The sequence below is a fragment of the Priestia veravalensis genome, from assembly GCF_001457055.1.
Taxonomy (GTDB): Bacteria; Bacillota; Bacilli; order Bacillales; family Bacillaceae_H; genus Priestia; species Priestia flexa.
Map to the genome: position 1 here is coordinate 33,972 of NZ_KQ758634.1, position 24,505 is coordinate 58,476.

At 38.3% G+C, this 24,505-nt stretch carries 25 protein-coding genes; 1 reads left to right on the plus strand and 24 read right to left on the minus strand.

Annotated elements, in window-relative coordinates; all coding sequences use genetic code 11:
• Positions 1 to 153 precede the first annotated feature (153 nt).
• The 19 genes from AS180_RS05720 to AS180_RS05805 form a co-directional block, all read right to left on the minus strand.
• Positions 154 to 1,398, minus strand: a complete 1,245-nt coding sequence (locus AS180_RS05720; protein ID WP_025908750.1) for a serine hydroxymethyltransferase — start codon at positions 1,396 to 1,398, stop codon at positions 154 to 156.
• 122 nt (positions 1,399 to 1,520) lie between these two features.
• The gene (locus tag AS180_RS05725; protein WP_025908749.1) at positions 1,521 to 2,072 is read right to left on the minus strand and encodes a TIGR01440 family protein; all 552 of its coding nucleotides are present in this window, start codon (positions 2,070 to 2,072) and stop codon (positions 1,521 to 1,523) included.
• A 24-nt stretch (positions 2,073 to 2,096) separates the two neighbouring features.
• A complete protein-coding gene (gene rpiB, locus AS180_RS05730; RefSeq protein WP_025908748.1) occupies positions 2,097 to 2,534 on the minus strand; it encodes a ribose 5-phosphate isomerase B in 438 nt (145 codons plus the stop codon).
• 50 nt (positions 2,535 to 2,584) lie between these two features.
• The gene (locus AS180_RS05735; protein WP_025908747.1) at positions 2,585 to 3,019 is read right to left on the minus strand and encodes a low molecular weight protein arginine phosphatase; all 435 of its coding nucleotides are present in this window, start codon (positions 3,017 to 3,019) and stop codon (positions 2,585 to 2,587) included.
• Between the two features lie 182 nt (positions 3,020 to 3,201).
• Positions 3,202 to 3,762, minus strand: coding sequence for a manganese efflux pump MntP (locus tag AS180_RS05740; RefSeq protein WP_035320296.1), 561 nt, complete (start codon positions 3,760 to 3,762; stop codon positions 3,202 to 3,204).
• A 70-nt stretch (positions 3,763 to 3,832) separates the two neighbouring features.
• Positions 3,833 to 4,873: an L-threonylcarbamoyladenylate synthase gene (locus AS180_RS05745; protein ID WP_025908745.1), complete on the minus strand. Its 1,041-nt coding sequence runs from the start codon at positions 4,871 to 4,873 to the stop codon at positions 3,833 to 3,835.
• Between the two features lie 187 nt (positions 4,874 to 5,060).
• A complete protein-coding gene (locus AS180_RS05750; RefSeq protein WP_025908744.1) occupies positions 5,061 to 5,504 on the minus strand; it encodes a GNAT family N-acetyltransferase in 444 nt (147 codons plus the stop codon).
• 81 nt (positions 5,505 to 5,585) lie between these two features.
• The gene (gene spoIIR / locus AS180_RS05755) at positions 5,586 to 6,353 is read right to left on the minus strand and encodes a stage II sporulation protein R (protein ID WP_062686535.1); all 768 of its coding nucleotides are present in this window, start codon (positions 6,351 to 6,353) and stop codon (positions 5,586 to 5,588) included.
• Positions 6,354 to 6,433: 80 nt separating this feature from the next.
• Positions 6,434 to 7,276, minus strand: a complete 843-nt coding sequence (gene prmC / locus AS180_RS05760; protein WP_025908742.1) for a peptide chain release factor N(5)-glutamine methyltransferase — start codon at positions 7,274 to 7,276, stop codon at positions 6,434 to 6,436.
• Positions 7,277 to 7,278: 2 nt separating this feature from the next.
• The gene (gene prfA, locus AS180_RS05765; protein WP_025908741.1) at positions 7,279 to 8,346 is read right to left on the minus strand and encodes a peptide chain release factor 1; all 1,068 of its coding nucleotides are present in this window, start codon (positions 8,344 to 8,346) and stop codon (positions 7,279 to 7,281) included.
• Positions 8,347 to 8,432: 86 nt separating this feature from the next.
• Positions 8,433 to 8,819: a hypothetical protein gene (locus AS180_RS05770; RefSeq protein WP_025908740.1), complete on the minus strand. Its 387-nt coding sequence runs from the start codon at positions 8,817 to 8,819 to the stop codon at positions 8,433 to 8,435.
• Between the two features lie 108 nt (positions 8,820 to 8,927).
• Positions 8,928 to 9,122 carry a hypothetical protein gene (locus AS180_RS22330; protein WP_139109156.1) on the minus strand — a complete coding sequence of 65 codons (195 nt, stop codon included), beginning with the start codon at positions 9,120 to 9,122 and terminating at the stop codon, positions 8,928 to 8,930.
• Positions 9,123 to 9,205: 83 nt separating this feature from the next.
• Entirely contained in the window at positions 9,206 to 9,817 is a 612-nt protein-coding gene (locus tag AS180_RS05775; protein ID WP_025908739.1) for a thymidine kinase, read from the minus strand.
• A gap of 200 nt (positions 9,818 to 10,017) precedes the next feature.
• Complete coding sequence (rpmE, locus tag AS180_RS05780; protein ID WP_025908738.1) at positions 10,018 to 10,218, minus strand: 50S ribosomal protein L31; 201 nt, start codon at positions 10,216 to 10,218, stop codon at positions 10,018 to 10,020.
• 216 nt (positions 10,219 to 10,434) lie between these two features.
• On the minus strand, positions 10,435 to 11,709 hold the full coding sequence (rho, locus tag AS180_RS05785) for a transcription termination factor Rho (RefSeq protein WP_025908737.1): 1,275 nt from the start codon (positions 11,707 to 11,709) through the stop codon (positions 10,435 to 10,437).
• A gap of 495 nt (positions 11,710 to 12,204) precedes the next feature.
• Positions 12,205 to 13,491 (minus strand): UDP-N-acetylglucosamine 1-carboxyvinyltransferase, encoded by a 1,287-nt coding sequence (locus AS180_RS05790; protein WP_025908736.1) that lies wholly within the window; start codon positions 13,489 to 13,491, stop codon positions 12,205 to 12,207.
• A 204-nt stretch (positions 13,492 to 13,695) separates the two neighbouring features.
• Positions 13,696 to 14,340, minus strand: a complete 645-nt coding sequence (gene fsa / locus AS180_RS05795; protein ID WP_025908735.1) for a fructose-6-phosphate aldolase — start codon at positions 14,338 to 14,340, stop codon at positions 13,696 to 13,698.
• A gap of 122 nt (positions 14,341 to 14,462) precedes the next feature.
• On the minus strand, positions 14,463 to 15,320 hold the full coding sequence (locus AS180_RS05800; protein ID WP_025908734.1) for a class II fructose-bisphosphate aldolase: 858 nt from the start codon (positions 15,318 to 15,320) through the stop codon (positions 14,463 to 14,465).
• Positions 15,321 to 15,545: 225 nt separating this feature from the next.
• Positions 15,546 to 15,920 carry a response regulator gene (locus AS180_RS05805; protein WP_090752722.1) on the minus strand — a complete coding sequence of 125 codons (375 nt, stop codon included), beginning with the start codon at positions 15,918 to 15,920 and terminating at the stop codon, positions 15,546 to 15,548.
• 237 nt (positions 15,921 to 16,157) lie between these two features.
• On the opposite strand from AS180_RS05805, the gene AS180_RS05810 reads away from it, so the two are divergent.
• Positions 16,158 to 16,688, plus strand: a complete 531-nt coding sequence (locus AS180_RS05810) for a DUF2529 domain-containing protein (protein ID WP_025908732.1) — start codon at positions 16,158 to 16,160, stop codon at positions 16,686 to 16,688.
• Positions 16,689 to 16,733: 45 nt separating this feature from the next.
• Here AS180_RS05810 and AS180_RS05815 read toward each other — a convergent pair whose 3' ends face one another.
• The 5 genes from AS180_RS05815 to AS180_RS05835 all read right to left on the minus strand — a co-directional run bounded on the left by AS180_RS05815 (position 16,734) and on the right by AS180_RS05835 (position 24,494).
• Complete coding sequence (locus AS180_RS05815) at positions 16,734 to 18,341, minus strand: CTP synthase (protein ID WP_025908731.1); 1,608 nt, start codon at positions 18,339 to 18,341, stop codon at positions 16,734 to 16,736.
• A gap of 359 nt (positions 18,342 to 18,700) precedes the next feature.
• A complete protein-coding gene (gene rpoE / locus AS180_RS05820) occupies positions 18,701 to 19,246 on the minus strand; it encodes a DNA-directed RNA polymerase subunit delta (RefSeq protein WP_025908730.1) in 546 nt (181 codons plus the stop codon).
• Positions 19,247 to 19,456: 210 nt separating this feature from the next.
• Positions 19,457 to 22,684, minus strand: coding sequence for a fused isobutyryl-CoA mutase/GTPase IcmF (icmF, locus tag AS180_RS05825; protein WP_062686536.1), 3,228 nt, complete (start codon positions 22,682 to 22,684; stop codon positions 19,457 to 19,459).
• A gap of 18 nt (positions 22,685 to 22,702) precedes the next feature.
• Entirely contained in the window at positions 22,703 to 23,332 is a 630-nt protein-coding gene (locus AS180_RS05830; protein ID WP_025908728.1) for a TetR/AcrR family transcriptional regulator, read from the minus strand.
• Between the two features lie 22 nt (positions 23,333 to 23,354).
• Positions 23,355 to 24,494 (minus strand): acyl-CoA dehydrogenase, encoded by a 1,140-nt coding sequence (locus AS180_RS05835; protein ID WP_025908727.1) that lies wholly within the window; start codon positions 24,492 to 24,494, stop codon positions 23,355 to 23,357.
• Positions 24,495 to 24,505 lie beyond the last annotated feature (11 nt).

The following is a 24,505-nucleotide window of genomic DNA, read 5'->3' on the forward strand; positions in this document are numbered from 1 at the left end:
AGAAAATTATTTTTGAGTTCAAGCTTAATCCAAAAATAGATATTTTTCTATAACAATAGTGTAACCACATCATTCATCTTGAAACGTTGACACAAAAAGAAAAGCTGGGTAAATCCCCACCTTTTCTTTTCGCATTTTACTATTTCTTATAGATTATAAAGATGCATACATTTCAAACTTGCTTGTTAATGCTTCTACACGAGCTGTTGCTTCCGCTAACTTTTCTTCATTATCAATATTCTTTAGTGTTAAGCCAATGATAGCAGCAATTTCATCCATTTCTTCAGCACCGAATCCACGAGTTGTCACAGCAGCTGTTCCGATACGAATTCCACTTGTTACAAATGGACTTTGTTGGTCGTAAGGAATCGTGTTTTTATTCGTTGTAATTCCAACTTCATCTAACGCTTTTTCAGCAACTTTACCCGTTAATCCCATTGAACTTACATCAATTAGAACGAGGTGGTTATCTGTACCGCCAGAAACTAACTTAAAGCCTTCTTTTGTTAGCCCTTCTGCTAAGCGATTTGCATTGTCGATGATATTTTGTGCATACTGCTTAAATTCAGCTTGTAACGCTTCACCGAACGCTACTGCTTTAGCAGCAATAACGTGCATTAATGGTCCACCTTGGATTCCAGGAAAGATTGATTTATCAATTGCTTTTGCAAATTCTTCTTTACATAAAATCATTCCACCACGTGGCCCGCGTAATGTTTTATGCGTAGTTGTTGTAACGAAATGAGCATGTGGAACCGGGTTTGGATGAAGGCCAGCTGCTACAAGTCCAGCAATGTGAGCCATGTCTACCATTAAATATGCTCCCACTTCATCTGCAATTTCACGGAATTTCTTAAAGTCAATTTCACGAGGGTACGCACTAGCACCAGCAACGATCAGCTTTGGTTTATGAGTGCGTGCTTTTTCTAATACATCTTCATAGTTAATACGATGTGTGTCTGCATCTACACCATATTCAATGAAATTGTACTGCACACCGCTAAAGTTTACCGGACTACCGTGCGTTAAATGTCCACCGTGAGATAAGTTCATACCAAGAACCGTATCTCCTGTCTCTAAAATTGTAAAGTATACAGCCATGTTTGCTTGAGCACCTGAGTGAGGTTGAACGTTCACATGCTCCGCACCAAAGATTTCTTTTGCACGGTCACGAGCTAAGTCTTCCACTACGTCTACGTGCTCGCAGCCACCATAATAACGCTTTGCTGGATAACCTTCTGCATATTTATTTGTAAGTACAGAACCTTGAGCTTCCATTACTGCCGTTGTAACGAAGTTTTCTGATGCAATTAACTCAATTTTTGTGCGTTGACGCCCTAATTCATCTTGAATTGCATTATAAACTGCTGGATCTTGCTGCACTAACTTTTTCTCCATCGAAATCCTCTCCTCGTTTCGTTTCGTATGAACAATGTTCGTTTTTTATTAATTCATCTACATTGTAACATGGTTTATTTAGAATAAAAAACAAAAAATGTGCATTATATTAATATATTTATTTACAATCGTTCGTAAATAGCTCTAGGTCCACCAATTAGTTTTGGTCGAGTATAAGCAATAGTCATGTGCGCTTGACCAATTTGTTTAAGGGAACACCTAACAGGAACAGCCACATGCTTTAAGTGCATACCAATAAACGTATCCCCAATATCAATACCTGCATCGGCTTTAATAAATTCAACAATAACAGGGTCATTGAAATGATGATATGCGTACGTAGCCATTGCTCCACCTGCTTTTCGAACTGGGATAACCGTTACAAGATCTAAGTTTTGCTTTAACGCAGTTTTTCGTTCTACCACCAGCGCTCGATTTAAATGTTCACAGCATTGAAACGCTAAATCGATGCCTTTTTCCTTTGCAAACTCTTGAAGCTTACCATAGATTACCTCAGCTGCTTCTTCAGTTCCTGATGTTCCGATTCGCTCTCCAACAACTTCACTTGTACTGCAACCAACTACAAACAAACTATCTTGCTGAAGTGTTACCTGTTGTGAAAAATCTGCTAGCACAACTTCTAATTCCCGAGCCCAATCTTGAGCATTAGACATTCTAAAGCGCCTCCTTTACATCATTTACTTTTCATATGCTTTAATTTTGTTGACACGATTCTCATGACGTCCGCCTTCAAAATCCGTTGTTAACCATATCTTAGCAATATCTCTAGCTAAACCTGGGCCAATCACACGCTCACCCATCGCTAGTACATTTGTGTCATTATGTTCTCTGGTCGCCCTTGCGCTAAACATATCGTGGACAAGTGCACAGCGAACACCTTTTACTTTATTCGCAGCAATACTCATTCCAATTCCTGTTCCACAAATTAGAATTCCTTTATCAACCTCTCCACCTGCTACTTTTTCAGCAACTGGAATTGCATAGTCTGGATAATCTACTGAATCACTGCACTCACAGCCTAAGTCAACATACTCAACATTTAGTTCTTCCATTAACTGCATAATTTCTTTTCGAATATTTATACCACCGTGATCTGATGCAATCGCTACTTTCATAATGGATCCTCCTTATAAGCTATTAAAAGTAACTTTTATAGCTAGCATTTTTAATTTTCTAATTTTTTAATAGCTCGATTAATAAGCTGCTGCATTTCTTCAAATGTCATTTGGTAAACAGATAAATCGCCTCCGTAAGGGTCGACAACGTCTCCATTTTCACCTACAAATTCTTTTAGCGTAAACAGCTTGTCTATAGTATCTGGAGCTTGGTTTGCCAGCATCTGTTTATGACTACTTGTCATAGTAAAAATATGAGTTGCCCAATCTAACATTTCTCTTGTAATACTAGATGATGTATGCGATGAATCAATACCTTGCTGCGCTAAAACTGCTGCTGCATGCGCAGAAATCGGTTGACCGTCCATTGCAAATAAACCAGCTGATTTTACTTCTATTCCACGCTTTTTTTGACTGCTTAACCAAGCTGCCGCCATAGGACTTCGACATGTATTTCCTGTACAAACAAATAAGACTTTTTTCAATCTAAAATCTCTCCTTATCTTACTACTAATAATCCCTTTTTACATTGCCTTTATTTTATCCTTAATAGATAGAAGAGTTCAACACCCATGACCTATGATACTTTTCATTAAATGTAAGCATAAAAAAGCAAGCTCTATGCTAATAGAGCTTGCTTTTTTAGAGTATTAAATTAATAAGCTATTTATAATTGAAAAAGAAGCTTGATTCCAAATGCAAGGAGAATGCTTCCCCCTAGCGCTTCACTGTACGAACCTAACCAACCTTGAACACGTCTTCCAAGCAAAAGACCTAACCATGTTAACAGCATACTTACTACGCCGAAAATCATAATTGTTAAAAATGTTCTTGCTCCAAAAATCCCAAGGCTTAAGCCCACAGAAAAACTATCTAAGCTAACGCTCAATGCAAAGATCATTAATCCCCATCCTACAGGTTTAATAAACGGCTCTTCGTCACGCTTGAAGGATGAGTAAATCATTTGTATTCCTAATATGAGAAGTAATACGCCTCCACCATATGTAGCTAACATTCCCAGCTTATCAGACAACAGTTTTCCAATAAACATACCCAAAAGGGGCATCCATATATGGAAAAGACCTATTATTACTCCGATGTAAAAAATTTGGCGAAAGCGTAAACGGACTAGACCCATTCCAAGTCCGACCGAAAAGGCGTCCATTCCTAACGCAAATGCCATAATAACTAATGTAATCAGTTCACTAATTAATCCTGAAATATCCATCTTCAACCTCCTCGGACGTGCCTATTTCACCTTATGCACGCACGAAATGGTTTAGAAGATGAATCTAAAATTATTGAACAATAAACTGATGACCAGCCGCTTTCACTAACCGATTCATTAAAGCCTGACCTACTCCATGCTCAGGAAAGCTTTCACTTAAAATAACGTCTACGTCATAGTCGTTAAAAGAACGTAAAACATGATAAAGTTCACTCGCAACCGTTTCTAACTTATCTCGATAGCCGCAAGTTAAAATCTGATCTGCATGATAAGAGTTTTTATTTTCATGGGTTGTTAAAACTCCAACTTTCTTTCCTTGTTTTTGAAAATACTCAACTTGCTCCTGTAAAAATTTCTCTGAACCTTTCACAATGATGAGCGGCGCATTAGGAGCATAATGTGTATACTTCATTCCTGGAGATTTTGGCGCTTCCTTTTCATCTTTAAGAGCTTGGTCTACCCTTACTTCTCCAATTAAAGCTTCTAATTGTTCTTTTGTAACGCCACCAGGACGTAAAATGACTGGGATGTCTTCCGTACAATCCAGTACCGTAGATTCTAGACCAACTCCGGTCGTTCCACCATCAACAATTCCACTAATTCTACCTTCCAAATCGTTCATAACATGCTGAGCACTTGTTGGACTTGGCTTTCCGGATAGGTTTGCACTTGGTGCAGCTACTGGTACACTTGCTTTTTTTAATAAAGCTAGAGCTACGGGATGCGAAGGCATTCGGACGGCAACGCTATCCAAACCTGCCGTAACGTTCTCTGCTACAAATCCTTTTTTAGGAAAAATGAGCGTAATAGGTCCTGGCCAAAAAGCTTGCATTATTTCCCGAGCTGTTTCTGACACCTCGGCTACAATACTATCTAACTGTTCCACGTCACCAATGTGTACAATAAGCGGGTTATCACTCGGACGACCTTTCGCTTTGAAAATTTTATCCACAGCCTGTTCAGAGGTTGCATCTGCCCCTAACCCATAGACTGTTTCTGTAGGAAACGCAACGACTTCTTGGTTTCTTAACAACAAAGATGCTTCTTCTATCTGTGGATAACTATCTTGATTTTTCATTTCTTTATCCACAGACCAGATTTTTGTGTTCATTTCATTCACTCCTATTGGTACAACTATATATAGGTAAAAACATCTCTATTACCTACTATTTATACAAGATTTTAATTTATTTTATCAATAGACGGTTGCAACAAACAAGCTTTATCCACAAAATGTGGATAAAGCTTGTTTGTTTATTAATAACTTTGTGGATGATCTTTATCCACATGTGTGAAATTCAATCTTGATAAGTCATTACATATACTTGCTCTAAGCTTGAAAGATTTCGTAGATAAGAATGATACTTCAAGCCATCTGGCAAATTTTCGTAACTGATTTGCTGAAAATTCATCATTGAAAAAAACTGTACGGACGAAGCCTTGTTCGTCACTAAATATAATTGATGAACATCATTTTTTTTAGCTAGCTGTACAATGCTTTTGAATAACAATAGAATGTCCGATCGCATGAGGGAAGGTGAAACAACAAGAGAACGTAATAACCCATACTCTCCATCTTTTTCAAATCCAACAGTTGCTAACAGCTCGTCATTCTCATCTTCCATAATAACAAAATGATGAATGCTTTCTGCTACACCTTCTGAACTAATACCTGCTTTTGTTAAGAATGATTGAATTCGCCCACAATCTTTCACTTCTGCTAACTTCAATTGTTCCTTCATTTCTCATCACCTCATTTTAGTTTCTAGTAACAAAACTATGAAATATGAGAAACAAATAGAACTATATACTTTTATTTTCTATCATTTGAATAAAGATGAAGCTAGTTCTACAATAAAGAATTTCACTTCTACTTCTTCTTCTTTCTCCTGTACTTTTTTACTAGACTGCTCCTGCTGCTTTTCTTTTCTCGCTTCTTTTACAGCTACTTCTTGTGCCAGATTTGAAGTTGATGCAACAAGGTTTGAATGGTCAGTGTGATTAGCATCTACTTTCTCTACTTCTTCAGCTACCGCTTTTATCATTTCTTTCTTTTCCACAGGCTGCTCTTCTTCAGGCATTGGTGATTCAATAGCTTCCCCGTTTGAGAAATCTAAAAAGCACATAGGTGGAAACAGTACGCACCACCAGTTTGCTCCTTCACCTTCACCTAACGTAATTAAAACTGCTTCATATTCACCAGCTGGATAAAGCAATTGACCATATAGCTTGGTTGGAAAGCTCACCTTTCCAAAATCAACGTGTATAATCTGATCCATACCTTGTTCTTTCATAACTTTCTTAGCAATCGCTTCTAATGTGGGTAAGTTGCTTTTAATTACATCTCTTGCATCTTCCACTGACGTTAACTCTTGAACCCATGTAGTAATTTGTGCATTTACTTCATCTCTAATTAATCGTTTTACATGCTGGTCTTTCTTACTATCGCTATTTGCAAGAATACGTAAACGAATTGCTTCATCTGGAATAACCATCGGCTCAGTAGCCTCGACCTTTTGATTTGTATATAGAATTTGGATATTCGCTCCAATAATAAGTAAAAGAAAATAAATAATTGCTTGTTTTTTCATTATGTCCACCATCCCTTCACAAGATAGTATGGACAATGATTTTCTATCCTAAACTAGCAACTTATTAAAATCTATTATTTTTATAAAGAAGCAAATACCATTCGATCTTTTCCATTGATATCAAAAACAACTTCAACTTTTGCATTAGGGAACTGCTTTTTTAACATATCTGATACTGCATCAGCTTGTCCAAACCCTACTTCAAATGCAATAATTCCCTGTTTGTTAATAACAAGCGGGAGCTCTTCCATAAAACGTCGATAGAAATTCAAACCGTCTTGACCACCAAAAAGAGCTCGATTAGGCTCATAGTCCTTCACAACGGTTGATAGTTCGTCACTATCAGGAATGTATGGAGGGTTAGACACGACAACATCAAATCGCTGAGATGCCTCAATAAAAGGCTTTAATAAATCTCCATGTAAAAATTGAACCTTCGCACCCAAGCGTTTAGCATTTTCTTTGGCTATTGCTAGCGATTCTTCTGCAATATCTGTGCACGTCATTTTTATCGTTGGAACTTCTAAAGCAAGTGTAACACCTATTGCACCACTACCTGTTCCAATATCAACAGCCTGAATTGGAGCGTGTCCAAACTTTTGTTTCATACGATCAATTAAGCCTAATACAAGCTCTTCAGTTTCCGGACGCGGTATAAGCACTTCCTGATTTACTTGAAACGTTCTTCCATAGAACTCTTCCGAACCAATGAGATATTGTACTGGTATCCCAGCTACATGTTTTTTAACATCATGCTGAAATTTTTGCATGATTTCCGTTGGGACTTCTTCTTGCAATGAAGCAAGTAGGTAAGTTCGAGTCATGCCAAGGTGATGAAGCAACAACATCTCACCAGCATTTTCATCTCTTTGCGCTTCTTTTAAACAAGAAGAAGCCCATTTTAGGGCTTCAAAAACTTTCATTGTTAATTCGAATCTTCCATTCTTCTCGCTTGATCTTCCATGATTAATGCATCAATGATTTCATCTAGCTTACCTTCTAGAATTTGATCAAGCTTTTGAATTGTTAAACCAATACGATGATCCGTTACACGGTTTTGAGGGAAGTTATACGTACGAATACGCTCTGAACGATCCCCAGAACCTACTGCTTGCTTACGATTTGCATCGTATTCAGCTTGGGCTTCCTGCTGGAACTTATCATAAACACGTGCACGTAATACCTTCATTGCTTTTTCTTTATTCTTAATCTGTGACTTTTCATCTTGACACGATACAACTGTTCCCGTAGGTAAATGCGTTAAACGAACAGCTGACATGGTTGTATTTACGCTTTGTCCACCTGGTCCACTAGATGCGAACGTATCAACACGAATATCTTTTTCATGAATTTCTACCTCTACCTCTTCAGCTTCCGGTAGACATGCAACTGTTGCTGTTGAAGTATGAATACGTCCACCTGATTCCGTTTCAGGTACACGTTGAACACGGTGTGCGCCGTTTTCAAACTTCATTTTTGAATAAGCACCTTTACCGTTAATCATGAAAATAATTTCTTTATATCCACCAACACCTGTTGTATTAGCTTCCATTACGTCAATTTTCCAGCCTTGAGCCTCGGCAAAGCGTGAGTACATGCGGTATAGGTTACCCGCAAATAAGGCTGCCTCATCGCCTCCTGCAGCACCACGAACCTCCATAATAACGTTTTTGTCATCGTTTGGATCTTTCGGGATTAACAGAATGCGAAGTTTATCTTCTAATTCTTCTGCTTGCGGCTCTAGCTCTTGAATTTCTTCTTTAACCATCTCACGCATATCAGCATCAAGCTTTTCTTCGAGCATTGCTTTTGCATCTTGCAGCTGCTCTTTTACTTCTTTATACTCTCGATAACACGTAACGGTTTCTTGTATATCTGATTGTTCTTTTGAATACTCTCTTAATTTAGATGGGTCATTTACGATTTCAGGGTCGCTAAGAAGCTCATTCAACTTCTCATAGCGTGCCTCCACGGCTTCTAAACGATCAAACACGTCATTCACCTCATTTTTTATCCATAACGTTCTAATTATAGTATAGCTCATGGATTCAGTCAAAACAAAGTGAGTTTTACCAAGGATTATGGCTTGACGTTTACATGAAATTGAAGTCTAGGCAAACCTTCATATAAAACCTCATTGAGATCTTTTATAATCTTGTTTTTCTCTCGAGCGCTATATTCTTTTCCAACGTATACTGTCACCCACGCATCTTTTCCACTAATAACAATATTTCCAGCCTTATAAGGAGTTTTGACGTTAATAATTTCTTCAATTTTGGTAGCATCATCTTTTACTGCAGTTTGTTCATTGGTTGTATTTAAAAAATTAGGGTTTTGATCCGTAAATTCTTCATAATTTTCAAGCTCAGCTCGCTCTTTTTTTGATTGAGTGTCTTGGGGCTGGTCTCCTTGGTTACATGCGGCTAAAAGAAAAGCGGTAAACAGTATTGCAATTAAGTGTTTCATACTATCCCCTCCTATCTTGTTAGTTTTCCACATTCCTCCCTTTTCATCCAGTTCCATAAAAAAAAGAGTTTGGGACATAACAAAATGATTGCTTCTAAAAGACAAACACTAGCTGTTCCCATCTCTTTGATTTGTCTCAACACCTTCGTTCCATTGCGCTACGGTCACTCGCTTTCCGCGGGGAGGAACCTGAGCTTCCTCGCTGCGCTGCGGGATCTCAGTTTTCCGTCTCTTTCCCGCAGGAGTCGAGTGTCCTACGCTCCATTCCAGCCTGTTTCCAACATTGTTTTCACAATCAACCAAAAAAACCTGAACGATTAAAAGTTATGAACTCTCAATAGTTCAGGTATAGTAGAGGCTGAACTACTTATGTCCCAGTCTCTTTTTTATTTGGTTAGTTCTTGAAAGTTACTTGCTGCTTTTGAACTTTTCACCACATGACAATGGCGACAGCGAGGTTCGTAAGATTCTGATGCGCCCACTAGTATAATGGGATCATCATAAGAAGCTGGCTCTCCATTAATTAAACGTTGAGTACGACTTGCTGGAGATCCACATGATGCACAAACAGCTTGCAGTTTTGTAACCGATTCAGCTATTGCCATCAGCTGAGGTACATGTCCAAAAGGCTCACCACGAAAGTCTTGATCAAGTCCTGCTACAATGACACGAAACCCTTTATCTGCAAGAGCTTGTACAACTTCAACAATTTGATTATCAAAGAATTGAATCTCATCGATTGCCACTACATCTGTAGCTTCGCTAACTATATCTAAAATGTCAGTAGAAATAGATATAGGATGGGCAATAACTGATGTTCCATTATGTGATACAACCGCTTCTTCACTATATCGATCATCGATTGCTGGCTTAAACACCTGCACATTTTGCTTAGCAAACTGCGTGCGACGAACACGACGAATTAATTCTTCTGATTTCCCTGAGAACATACTTCCACAAATTACTTCAATCCAACCGCTTTGTTTCATTACGTACACCATGCGGGACTCTCCCTTCCTATCACTCCATTATGAGCGAACCGCTACTAACTTTATCTAGTCTACCTTTAATTATGTAGAACATGTATATAAAAAGATTTCTCCACCCAAAGTGGAAATATTTTACTTATTCAGTATTTTTAAAAGTAAAAAAACAGGCAAGAGATAAGCTACTTGCCTGTTTGCTTCGACAATCTTGATTATTTAAGACCGTATTTTTTGTTGAAACGATCAACACGGCCACCAGCTTCAGCGAATTTTTGACGGCCCGTATAGAATGGGTGACATTGTGAACAAGTCTCAACGCGCATCTCTTCTTTTACAGAACCAGTTTCAAACTCATTACCACAGCTGCATTTCACCATGATTTTGTTGTACTTTGGATGAATTCCTGTTTTCATTCTTTTCATCTCCTTCCGCCCTGAATCATTCTGAAACAGAGTTTATTGATAAGAAAAAATGATGAGCATAATCGCACCATCGTGTATCTTATCAACACACATGATGAAATTATAACAAGGGTTGTTTCGTTTTGCAACCACCTATTCAAAACATCTTTTTCCATCAACTGACACTTCATTTAAAATCTTTATAAAACCAATTACATATGTTTTCTGTTATCGTTTATTAGCTAATAGAGCTTTCTTCTCTTCAGTTAACAAAGCAAAAAACTCTTCATTTGATTTTGTTTGACGAAGACGCTTTAAGAACTTTTCAGCAAAATCAGGCGCATCAGCCATTGACTTACGAATAGCCCATAAATGATCAAGCTGCTCCTTTGGAATAAGAAGCTCCTCTTTACGTGTACCTGAACGACGAATATCAATTGCCGGGAAAATACGTTTTTCCGCAAGTGAACGATCAAGGTGAAGCTCCATATTTCCAGTTCCTTTAAACTCTTCATAGATTACATCGTCCATACGAGAGCCTGTATCAATTAAAGCTGTTGCAAGAATTGTTAAGCTTCCGCCATCTTCAATGTTTCTGGCAGCACCAAAGAATCGCTTTGGACGATGGAAAGCAGCTGGGTCAATACCACCTGACAATGTTCTTCCACTTGGCGGAATAACAAGGTTATAAGCACGAGCTAGACGAGTGATACTATCCATTAAAATGACAACGTCTTTTTTATGCTCCACTAATCTCATTGCACGCTCGAGCACAAGCTCAGCGACTTTAATATGGTTTTCTGGTACCTCATCAAACGTTGAACTTACAACATCCCCATCAACAGATCTTTCAATATCTGTTACTTCTTCAGGACGCTCATCGATTAAGAGAACAATGAGCTCTGCTTCTGGATGATTTGTTGTAATACTGTTTGCAATTTCTTTTAGAAGCATTGTTTTACCAGCTTTAGGTGGTGCAACAATTAATCCCCTTTGACCAAAACCAATCGGTGAGATAAGGTCAATAATTCGAGTTGAGAAACTTCTAGGCTGTGTTTCCAAACGCATTTGCTCATTTGGATAAATAGGCGTTAACGCTGGGAAATGCACGCGTTCTTTTGATGTCTCTGGATCTTCACCATTAACTGCTTCTACATGTAGTAAGCCATAGTAACGCTCGTTTTCTTTAGGGGGACGAACTTTACCAGATACTTTATCTCCGTTTCGTAAATCAAAACGGCGAATTTGAGACGCGGAAATATAAATATCCTCAGAGCTTGGAGAATAGTTGATTGGTCTTAAAAACCCAAACCCTTCCGATTGAATAATTTCAAGGACACCTTCCATGAAAAGCAGACCGTCTTGCTCTGCCTGTGCTTTTAAAATTGCAAAAACAAGTTCTTTTTTCGTTAGCTTGCTATAATAAGAAACTTTATATGCTTTCGCATGTTCATATAGCTCTTTTAATTTCATATTTTCTAAACTGGATAATGTTAAGTTCATTAGGACACCACGCTTTTAATGAATAATTTTTGAGTTTCCTTCCATATTAAGTTACTATCTATTAGAAAATGATACGGTCGGAACAATGTGTTAAAGATGGAGAAGGTAATCTAGAAGTATACATAAGTAGAATCAATTATAATTATACACTTATTAGAAGAAAAAACAGGTTACTTTCATAACGAAGTGGCAAAAACCACGAATTGTTTAATGTAGCAACTTATATTCTAACCTTTTTCTATCTTTTTAATCAATCTTTTTTTGACGCATAGCGTTCAACAAAAAAACATGTTATAGTTTACTAGCTTCTACTGAAAACCTTTTCAATTCATATTAAATAAGAAATGATAGCTACAAATACATTGCACACACCGATTTATTATTTATAACGAATAAATAATCAGTGAGGGATTTCCCTCACTGATTTTCAACTTACTCTATTATAGACGAAATTCACGTAATGTCTAGTAGATGACATGATGAGAAAATTTGTGATTAAGAATTTTGGAATTGTTCAATTTCTTCTTCAGTCATTTCTTCTCGCCAAATCATTGCGCCTAAACTTGATAGTTTGTCCACGAGGTGACTATATCCTCGATCAATATGTTCTAATCCGGTAACTTCAGTAATTCCTTTAGCCATTAAACCAGCTGTTACTAGAGCTGCTCCTGCTCGTAAATCAGAAGCCTTAACACGAGCACCTTGCAACTGTATTGGCCCATTAATAATTGCAGAGCGACCCTCTACTTTAACCGAAGCATTCATACGTCTTAGCTCATCAATATGCTTAAAACGAGCTCCATAAATTGTATCTGTTACTACACTTGTACCAGATGCTTTTGTTAATAAAGTAGTGAAAGGTTGCTGCAAATCTGTTGGGAATCCTGGATAAACCAATGTTTTGATGTCTACAGGCTTTAATAATTCTCTTGTAGCAACCAAAATTTGGTCTGAGCTTGTTTCAATATGAATACCCATTTCTCTCATTTTAGCTGTCAAAGATTCCAAGTGCTGTGGAATCACATTATCCACAATCACTTCTTTCCCCATACTAGCACCCATTACCATGTAAGTGCCCGCCTCAATACGATCTGGAATGATTGAATGACGGCATCCATGTAAAGTATCTACGCCATCAATGCGGATAACGTCTGTTCCAGCACCCTTAATTTTTGCTCCCATACTCGTTAGCAACGTCGCAACATCAATAATCTCAGGTTCTTTAGCTGCATTCTCAATAACAGTACGTCCCTTTGCTCTGACAGCAGCTAGCATGATATTAATGGTTGCACCAACGCTTACCACGTCTAAATAAATACGAGCTCCTCTTAATTCTTCAGCACGTAAATAAATAGCACCTTGTTCATTTGTAACAGTAGCACCTAGTGCCTCAAAACCTTTAATATGCTGATCAATTGGACGCGGTCCCAAATAACAGCCGCCTGGAAGACCAACAACAGCTTTTTTAAAACGTCCTAACATTGCTCCCATCAAATAATAAGAAGCACGCAGCTTTTTTACCTTTCCACTTGGTAAAGGCATGGCCGTCATATGAGTTGGGTTTACCGTTAATTCTTCATTATCACTTGTGACAGTGCCACCAATTTCTTCAATTAAATCACTCAGCAATTCAACATCTGATATACGAGGTAGCCCCTCTATTGTAACAGGTGACTCCGCTAAAATCGTAGCTGGAATCAGCGCCACAGCGCTATTTTTAGCACCGCTTACACGAACTGTTCCACTTAGAGTAAAGCCACCTTGTATTTTCAGCTTTTCCATTTATAGCTCCCTTCCAGCGAAAGAAAGTTTTCGACTCTGTAGTTAAGGAAAAAATTGGAACTACCACTATGTAGACTACTTGTATTTTTCCTCTTATCTACTAGTGTACACGAAAATCCAAAAATCATGTATAATTTCGACAATTTTAAAGAAAATATGGCATTTACTCAATTTATTCGCAAATGCCATACCATCTTATTTACATTATTTTTGTCGTTTTTCCCAATCTGCTAGAAACTGTTCGATTCCTGCTTCCGTTAAAGGATGCTTGAAAAGCTGCATAATTACTTTATAAGGAATTGTTGCAATATGAGCTCCTTGCTTAGCAGCCTCCGTTACATGCATTGGGTGACGAATAGAAGCAGCAATGATTTCAGTTGGAATATCGTGAATAGCAAAAATCTCTGCAATATCTGAAATTAAGTTCATACCATTAAATCCAATGTCATCAAGGCGACCTAAAAATGGTGAAACATATGTTGCACCAGCTCTTGCAGCTAATAATGCTTGATTAGCAGAAAAGATAAGCGTGACGTTGGTTTTGATTCCAAGACTCGTAAATTCGTTTACTGCTTTTAGACCATCAGGAGTCATCGGTACTTTAATCGTAATATTTGGTGCAAGGGCCGCTAACTCTTTACCTTCTCGAATCATTCCTTCTGCATCTAAAGAAATGACTTCGGCGCTCACTGACCCTTCAACTAGCTCTGTAATCTCACGAAGACGATCTTCAAATGTGATATTCTCTTTTGCTACCAAACTTGGATTTGTTGTAACACCAGCAATAACCCCTAATGAATGCGCTTCCTTTATTTCTGACAAGTTAGCTGTATCAATGAAAAATTTCATCTGTCCTATCCCCTTTTTTCTTAATTATATGAAAATTATAATTAAAATAAAGCCGCCTTACAACTATTGAGCAAGGCGGCTTTGCACCATCTCATCATTAATCACTTAATGTGGAATGGTAATTATGCTTTGTTTGAAGAACCAAACTCACGCATTTTCCCTTGAACTGTCGCTTGAATTGCATCGCGAGCCGGTCCTAAATATTTACGTGGGTCATATTGCTCAGGTTGCGCAGCTAGTACTTCGCGTACAGCTTTAGCTGAAGCAATTTGGTTTTCTGTATTTACGTTAATTTTAGCAGTTCCTAAAGAAACAGCTTTTTGAATGTCTTTTGTTGGGATACCAGTACCACCGTGTAATACTAATGGTAAACCAGTAATTTGACCGATTTCTTCCATTTCAGCAAAACCTAAGTTTGGCTCACCTTTGTAAGGACCATGAACTGAACCTAATGCTGGAGCAAGGCAGTCGATACCTGTACGTTTAACAAGCTCTTCACACTCTTTTGCATCAGCGTAGATAACACCATCAGCGATTACGTCATCTTCTTGTCCACCAACAGTTCCTAACTCAGCTTCTACAGATACACCGTGGAAGTGTGCTAGTTCAACTACTTTAGCAGTAGTTGCAATGTTTTCTTCAAATGGGTGGTGAGAAGCATCAATCATTACAGAAGTGAATCCTGCATGAATTGCTTTTGCACATGATTCAAAGCTTGAACCATGGTCTAAGTGAATTGCAACTGGCACTGTTACGTTGTAGTCTTCGATTAAACCTTTAACCATTGATACTACAGTTTTGAAACCGCCCATGTAACGTGCTGCACCTTCAGATACACCTAGGATAACTGGAGAGTTTTCTTCTTGAGCTGCTTTTAAGATAGCTTGAGTGAACTCTAAGTTGTTTAGGTTAAATTGGCCTACTGCGTAGCCTTCCTCTTTTGCTTTGATAAGCATGTCTTTCATTGATACTAAAGGCATGTTGAAATCCTCCTTAATAATCTATGTGAGTTAGATACTAACCAAAAGCCTACCTAAAGTAGTATGCTCTTGAATCTGACATTCCATGTAGAAATGCGGTGTATCTGCACACAATATGTTGTCGAATGATTAATACAGTAATTAGGATACCAACTTAAAAACAAAACAGCAAGATTTTTAGGTTAATATTGAAAATTTCTTAGAAACACGCCTAATTGTAAGCACTTACTTAGACTTTAATGGTATATATTCCCTAACAACCTGTCTAATTTCATCAATATCAAACGGTTTTGCAAAATGCGTTAACGCACCTAAATCTTTTGCTTCTTGGATCATATCTAATTCACCATAAGCAGTCATTATAATTACTTTTATTGTCTTATCATACCCTTTTAATCGTTTTAAAATTTCAATTCCGTCCATCCCTGGAATCTTCATATCGAGCAAGACAAGATCAAGTTGTTGTTCTTTTGCAATGTCAATCGCTTGAAACCCATTCGCTGCTTGAAAAGTTTGATACCCTTCCTTTTGCAATACTTCTGTTAGTAAAATACGAATTCCGTACTGGTCATCTACAATTAAGATTTTTTCAGTCAACATAATCCCACCTTCTATACAGCCTCTTGTTGAGACAAAACTAACATATGTATTTCGTTATAAAGCGACAAATCCCTGCTCATTTAAGGAAATCTTACAAAATACAGGAATTTTAGTCATTATTCTTACTTTGTTTTTCCATACTTTTTTATTATAACTTGTTTTACACTAGAATATGGATATATTTTTTCGATATAATGATTAGCAAACACTCTTGAGAAAGAGAAAGGTGACTTTATCATGCTTAAAATTTTCACAACACAATTGTCTAGCTATTTTAAACGCATAGGCGAAAAAGAAGAATTCAACTTGGAAGATGGTGCTCGTATTTTAGCTCAAGCAGCCATTGGAGAAGGAAACATTTATATTTATGGAGTAAATGAAATGCAAGCCGTGATGTACGAAGCGACGCAGAGTGCAGAGCCGTTAGCTCATGCAAAATCTCTAGAGCTCAATGACATTAGCAGCTTAACATCCGTAGATCGAGTACTCATTGTTACAAGGTTTTCTACAGACGAAAAAGCAGTTCAAGTAGCACATACTCTACTGGAACAAGGAATTCCGTTTGTTAGCATTGGAGCTATTCCCAAAGAGGTTCAAGGTGAAAGTATTCATGAACTAGCAGATGTGCATATTAATACGTATCTTTTACAGCCACTTATCCCTGATGATAGCGGGGAACGCTTTGGATTTCCAGCTCTTATGACTACTCTTTATGCGTATTATGGCTTATCCTTTACATTAAAAGAAATCATGGATGAAAATGAGTAACAACAAAAAAGACGCTGTCTGTCACAGCGTCTTTTTTGTTGTTTTTTATTGTTGTTGTCCTAATTCAATTGATGCACGAATAAATTCTCTAAATAGAGGTTGTGGACGATTTGGACGAGACGTGAACTCTGGGTGGAATTGAGCTGCTAAGAACCATGGATGGTCTTTTAACTCAACGATTTCCACTAAACGACCGTCTGGGCTTGTACCTGAGAAGATAAAGCCTTTCTTCTCCATCTCTTGACGGTATTCGTTGTTGAACTCGTAACGGTGACGATGACGCTCGTAAACAACTTCATCTTGGTATGCTTGATGAGCTAATGTACCTTCTGTTAACTTACAAGGATACAATCCTAAGCGAAGTGTTCCACCTAAATCTTCAACATCCTTTTGTTCTGGTAATAGGTCAATGATTGGATAGTTTGTGCTTGGAGCAATTTCAGCAGAGTGCGCTCCGTCTAAACCTAATACGTTGCGAGCAAACTCTACAGATGCAAGTTGCATACCTAAGCAAATACCTAAGAATGGAACTTTTTGCTCACGAGCATATTGAGTAGCTACAATCTTACCTTCGATACCGCGGTCACCAAATCCACCTGGTACTAAGATACCGTCAACATTACCTAATAGTTCACTTACGTTTTCTTGCGTAACGTGCTCTGAGTTAACCCATTGAATGTTTACATCTGCATCAAATGCATAACCAGCATGGCGCATTGCTTCAACAACTGAGATGTAAGCATCTTGAAGCTCTACATATTTACCAACAAGAGCAATTTTCGTTGTTTTAGATAAGCCTTTTACTTTAGCTACAAGCTCTTTCCACTCCGTCATATCGGCTTCTTTACAATCTAATTTTAAGTGATCGCACGTGATTTGATCTAAGTGCTGGTCTTGTAGCGATAGTGGAATTTCGTATAATGTCTCCGCATCTGCACATTCAATAACTGCTTTTTTATCGATATCACAGAATAGAGCTAGCTTTTCTTTCATATCTTCAGAAATTGGCATTTCTGTACGTACAACAATAACGTTTGGTTGAATTCCTAAACTACGAAGTTCTTTAACGCTATGCTGTGTTGGCTTTGTTTTCATCTCGCCTGCAGCCTTTAAGTATGGCACTAATGTACAATGAATGTACATTACATTATCGCGACCGATATCGCTTTTAATTTGACGAATAGCTTCTAAGAATGGCAGAGATTCGATATCTCCTACCGTTCCTCCGATTTCCGTAATAACAACGTCTGCGTTTGTCTCTTTACCTGCACGGAATACTTTTTCTTTAATTTCATTTGTAATATGAGGGATTACCTGAACTGTTCCACCTAAGTAGTCACCGCGACGCTCTTTTTTCAATACAGTTGAGTAAACTTTCCCTGTTGTTACGTTACTATAGCGATTTAAGTTAATATCGATAAAACGCTCATAGTGCCCTAAATCTAAATCTGTTTCTGCACCATCATCCGTAACGAATACTTCACCATGTTGGTATGGGCTCATTGTTCCTGGGTCTACGTTAATGTATGGATCGAACTTTTGAATAGTTACGTTTAATCCACGATTTTTTAATAGTCTACCTAGAGAAGCAGCAGTGATCCCTTTCCCCAAAGAAGATACAACGCCACCTGTTACGAAAATATATTTTGTCATTTGGTCTTCCCCCTCTAAATTTGTTAAAGTGTACAATACTAAAAGTTTTTACATAAACAATCACAATTCATTCATCATCATGCATGAAATTATTAAAAGCATTATTGGGAATGCTTATTGAAGAAGAATAAGAATTCAACTGTTCAGTACGAAAAAGCAAAAACTCGACAGCAAGATGAGCCTGTATGGTTTCTAGCTCCAAGGTGCCAAGTTTTAAAAAAAAAATTGCTCCCAATGCCATAACAGGATTGGGAGCAATGTTCTATATAATATGTTTAAACTTCTTAAATACTCGTTTAAAGAGCCCAAAAAAGATTCTACATATTTCAATGACAAAAGTCAAGAACCATTATGATAGATTATTTTTCATCCTCATACTCAAGGTCTTCTTCGGCTTCTTCATCTGCTTCTTCTTCATCTAGATCTTCATCTAAATCGTCAAAGTCTTCTTCCTCTTCTTCAATAACATCTTCTTCATCTAAATCTTCAAAATCACCGTCATCTTCTTCAGCTAATTCATCAAGATCATCGAAATCTAGATCTTCTTCTTCTAAATCATCAAAATCATCCAGCTCGTCTACAACAGCTTTTTTCGCTTTCTTCTTCTTCGGCTTAGCTGCTGGCACAATATCTTCTTCTGCCTGATCAAAAGGATACCAACCCCTTAACCCCCAATAGTTTTCACCAACCGTTAGGAATCGACCATCGATATTAATATCTGTATAGAACTGCGCAATTCTTGACTTTAATTCTGTATCTGACATCTCTGTTGCTTTTACGATTTCATCAATAATTTCTTGAAATGAAATAGCTTGACGGTCTGTTTTCTCACTTAACAGCGCATACGCAATTTCGATCATTGACATCTCTTTTAATTCTTCTTTTGAGTACTTTTCTAAACTCAAAGGTGACACGCCCTTTCTATGTATATCTAAAATCTATTAAATCAATTCATCATAAGTTCAAATGATGGACACGAATAAATACATACCATTCATTATAAACAAATTCAATACATTTATGCTAGCCTCGATTCTAAAAATCTCTTGGAAATTGCAAAATGAAACAGAAACTACTAGCGCCATATGGCTAATAGTTTCTGTTTCTAAACCGATTTACATATTTCGACGATACTGTCCACCACATTTATAAAGCGCCTGTGTAATTTCACCCAAACTTGCAAACTGGACGGTATTCATGAGCTCTGCGAAAATGTTTTCTCCGTTGTTGGCAGCTTTTTTTAACCTTTCAAGCGCTGGCTTTACATTGTTAGCATGTTTTTCTTGAAACGCTTTTAACTGCTCAATTTGATAGTTCTTTTCTTCCCAAGATGCACGAGCAAGCTGCATATCATTAACATTTGTATCACCTTGCTCATTGGGGTTACGGTACGTATTTACTCCAACGATTGGCAAAGAACCATTATGCTTTCTCATTTCATATTCCATTGACTCATCTTGAATTTTGCCACGCTGATATTGTAGCTCCATAGCACCTAACACTCCACCTCGTGTGTTGATACGTTCAAACTCTTGTAAAACCGCTTCCTCTACTAAATCTGTTAACTCTTCTACAATAAAAGAGCCTTGAAGCGGGTTTTCATTCTTTGTCAATCCATTTTCTTTCGTAATAATTAATTGAATAGCCATCGCACGGCGCACCGACTCTTCCGTAGGTGTTGTAATAGCTTCATCATACGCGTTCGTGTGCAGGGAATTACAATTATCGTGAAGAGCCATTAATGCCTGTAATGTTGTACGAATGTCGTTAAACTGAATCTCTTGAGCATGAAGTGAGCGACCAGACGTTTGTACATGGTACTTTAACTTTTGACTCCGTTCGTTTGCTCCATATTTATCACGCATAACAATAGCCCAAATACGACGAGCTACGCGACCAATTACCGTATATTCTGGATCAAGTCCATTGCTGAAAAAGAAGGAAAGATTCGGTGCAAAATCATTAATATTCATGCCGCGACTTAAGTAGTACTCGACATACGTAAATCCGTTAGCAAGCGTAAACGCAAGTTGAGAAATTGGATTAGCTCCTGCCTCTGCAATATGATAGCCAGAAATAGATACAGAATAGTAGTTACGCACATGATGCTTCGTAAAATACTCTTGGATATCCCCTATCATCTTCAACGCAAACTCTGTAGAGAAAATGCATGTATTCTGCCCTTGATCTTCTTTTAAAATATCTGCTTGGACAGTTCCTCTAACTGTACTCAACGCCTTGCTTTTCACCGTTTCATATTCTTCTAGACTCAGCTGGCGCTTTAGTTCTGTCTCCCTTTTATTCACTTGCTGAGCAATCGCTACGTTCATGAACATCGCTAATATAATAGGAGCCGGCCCGTTAATGGTCATGGAAACAGATGTAGAAGGTGCACATAAATCAAAGCCTTCATACAACTTTTTCATATCATCTAATGTACATACGCTAACGCCACTTTCACCAATTTTACCGAAAATATCAGGCCGTTCCGCTGGATTTTCACCGTATAGCGTCACCGAATCAAAAGCCGTGCTTAAACGCTTCGCATCATCATCTTTGGACAAATAATGAAAGCGACGGTTCGTTCTTTCTGGTGTGCCTTCTCCGGCAAATTGTCGTTTCGGGTCTTCACCTTTTCGCTTAAATGGAAAAACTCCTGCTGTAAATGGAAATTCACCTGGAACGTTCTCTCGGTATAACCAATGTAAGATATCTCCATCATCTCGAAATGTAGGCAACGCTACCTTTGGAATTTTTAACCCTGACAATGTCTCAATTTGTAAATCTGTTTTGATTTCTTTTCCTCGCACATATGTCCTTAAGATGGGCTGACGATAATCATTCTTTAAGTCTGCCCACCTTTCTAACTTCTCTTTTGATTCTTTGGATAGCTGATTTTCATAGTTTTGCAAGAGTCCCTTCAGTTCATGCTGACTGTCTTTATGTTTGACCTTATTGATAACGTCTTTTACTTGCTGAGTTTTATGCGCAAAATCCCCTTGCTGTTTTGCATAGTTATGGTAATCTCGCACTGTATTTACAATCTCCTGTAAATACTGCTGTTTATCTGGAGGAATAATGGTATGTGACTGTTTTTCATCTGTAGATAGGGTTGGCTTAAGCTGAATATTGAACTGTTGATTAATCGTACGAATCAACTCATTATATAAATGATTTGTTCCTGGGTCGTTAAATTGACTTGCAATTGTGCCATAAACAGGCATATCATCTAGTGAGTCTTCAAAACGTTCATGGTTGCGCTGGTATTGCTTTTGAACTTGGCGCTTCGCATCCTCAGACCCTTTTTTCTCAAATTTATTAATAACAACAAAATCGGCATAATCAAGCATCTCAATCTTTTCAAGCTGCGATGGGGCACCAAACTCACTCGTCATGACGTACATGGATACGTTGGCCAGATTTTTAATTTCCGCATCCGCTTGCCCAATACCACTCGTTTCGACAATAACCATGTCGAAACCAGCTGCCGTTACAATATCAACTGCATCTTTAATAGCTGCTGATAGCTCATGTTTAGAAGAACGTGTTGCCAAGCTTCTCATATAAACTCGATTGGATGAAACGCTGTTCATTCGAATTCGATCTCCTAACAGCGCTCCTCCTGTTTTTTGCTTGGTTGGATCAATTGATAATACGGCAATATGAAGGGATTCATTTTCTTCTAAAAAGCGACGAATTAATTCGTCCGTTAAAGAACTTTTACCAGCTCCTCCTGTTCCTGTTATACCTAGAACAGGAATATTGGACGCCTGTTTTAAATCTCTTTTAATAGCTTCTAGGGTTGCCGCTTGTTCTTGCATAGCCCCATTTAAAAGCGCGTTCTCAACCACTGTAATATACTGAGCAATGGCTTGATGGTTGATTTTTTCCAACCGATCGACCGAAGGTATTTCAGGCAAAACTATCTTCTGGCACTCATCTACCATATATTGAATCATGCCTTGCAGCCCCATTAAGCGCCCATCCTCTGGAGAGAAAATTTTAGCAATTCCGTAATGGTGAAGCTCTTCTCTTTCGCTTGGAATGATAACCCCACCACCTCCTCCATAAATACGAATGTGGGAAGCGCCTTTCTCTTTTAGCAAATCATACATATATTTAAAGTACTCGACGTGACCTCCTTGGTATGACGAAACAGCAATTCCCTGAACATCCTCCTGTATGGCCGCGTTCACAATCTCTTCAACAGATCGGTTATGGCCTAAGTGAATGACTTCCACTCCTAACGATTGCAAAATACGCCTCATGATATTAATGGACGCATCATGGCCATCGAATAAGCTAGCCGCCGTTACAAAACGTACTCTTTTCTTTTGCTCCATTATAATAATGCCTCCCCATTAAACAGATTGGACTGAAAAATCTTTTAGCAAAAACTTCAGCTGTATGTTTGTGTATTCTTCCAGCGTATAGTGTTGCTGCAGCCACCAACGTCTAAATGCCCACATCTGCCCCTGGACAAAAATATGATGGGATAGCAGCTTTATCTCTTTGTCATCTAGAAGGAATTGCTCGCTTTGGATGCAACCACGAATTAATGTCTCAAACATGCCCACCATCTCAAGCTCTTTCTTTAATACATAAGGAAGAGCATCCTTTGATAATGATTTTGCTTCTTGGTACATAACAAGGACTTCATCTTGAAGTTCGTTAATAACCTTAAAATAATGCGTAATTGCCTTTTCTAAGCATTGAACCGTATAGCCTTCAAGGTGCATCTCTTCTTCTAAGCGCTCTCTTACCTCTTCATAAATGCTGTCGCAAACTAAATAAAGAACATCTTCTTTTGACTGGATGTATTCATAAAGCGTACCGATACTAAAACCTGATGATTTTGCGATTTCTCTCGTGGTCGTTCGATGAAAACCTTTTTCTTTAAAAAGACTAACTGCGCCTTTTACCATCTGCGTCCGTCTTTCTTCAATTAACCGCTCATCCTTAATAGAGGTAAGCACTTCCCTTTTGCTCATTAACATCCACCTTCTCCGCTCTTTATTTTGAAAGGTAACGAGAAATAACTAAACGCTGAATCTCTTGAGTCCCTTCATAAATTTGGGTAATCTTCGCATCACGCATATATCGCTCAACTGGATAATCCTTTGTATATCCGTATCCACCAAATACTTGAACAGCTTCTGTCGTGACTTTCATAGCAGTATCACCTGCATAGAGTTTCGACATGGCTGATTCTTTTCCGTAAGGTAGCCCCTCTCCTTCTAGCCAAGCTGCTTGATACGTCAATAAGCGTGATGCCTCAATACTGGTTGCCATATCAGCTAACTTAAACGCAATTCCCTGCTGTGCAATAATTGGTTTACCAAACTGGTGACGCTCTTTTGCGTACGCAACTGCTGCGTCTAGAGCTCCTTGAGCAATCCCTACCGCTTGAGCAGCAATACCGTTTCGACCACCATCCAACGTCATCATGGCAATTTTAAAGCCGTCTCCTTCCTTACCCAGTAGGTTCTCTTTTGGCACTCGGCAGTTCTCAAAAATAATTTCCGTTGTGGGCGATGAACGAATGCCTAGCTTCTTTTCTTTCTTTCCAACAGAGAATCCTTCCATATCCTTCTCCACAATGAATGCGCTCGTTCCTTTTTGTTTTTCTTCTGGATTTGTGCGGGCAAATACGACATAAATATCCGCTTCTCCACCGTTTGTAATAAAGATTTTCGAGCCGTTTAATACATAGAAATCGCCTTCTTTTACAGCGGTCGTTTTCATGCCTCCCGCATCAGATCCTGCACTCGACTCAGTAAGTCCGTAAGCACCTATTTTTTCTCCTTGCGCCATGGGCTTTAAGTACTTATGCTTTTGCTCTTCGCTCCCGAACTTAAAGATTGGCCACCCAGCAAGAGATGTATGGGCTGACAATGTCACCCCTGTTGATGCACATACGCGTGATAGCTCCTCAACAGCTATGCAATACGCTAAATAGTCACTTCCAATTCCCCCATACTCTTCAGGCCACGGAATGCCAGTTAATCCCAACTCACTCATCTTTCGAAAAATCTCTCGGTCAAAACGCTCTTCTTCATCTCGCTCTTCAGCTGTAGGTCCTACCTCATTCTTAGCAAAATCTCGAACCATTTTACGAATCATTTCATGCTCTTCTGATAGTTTAAAATACATGTTAAACTCCC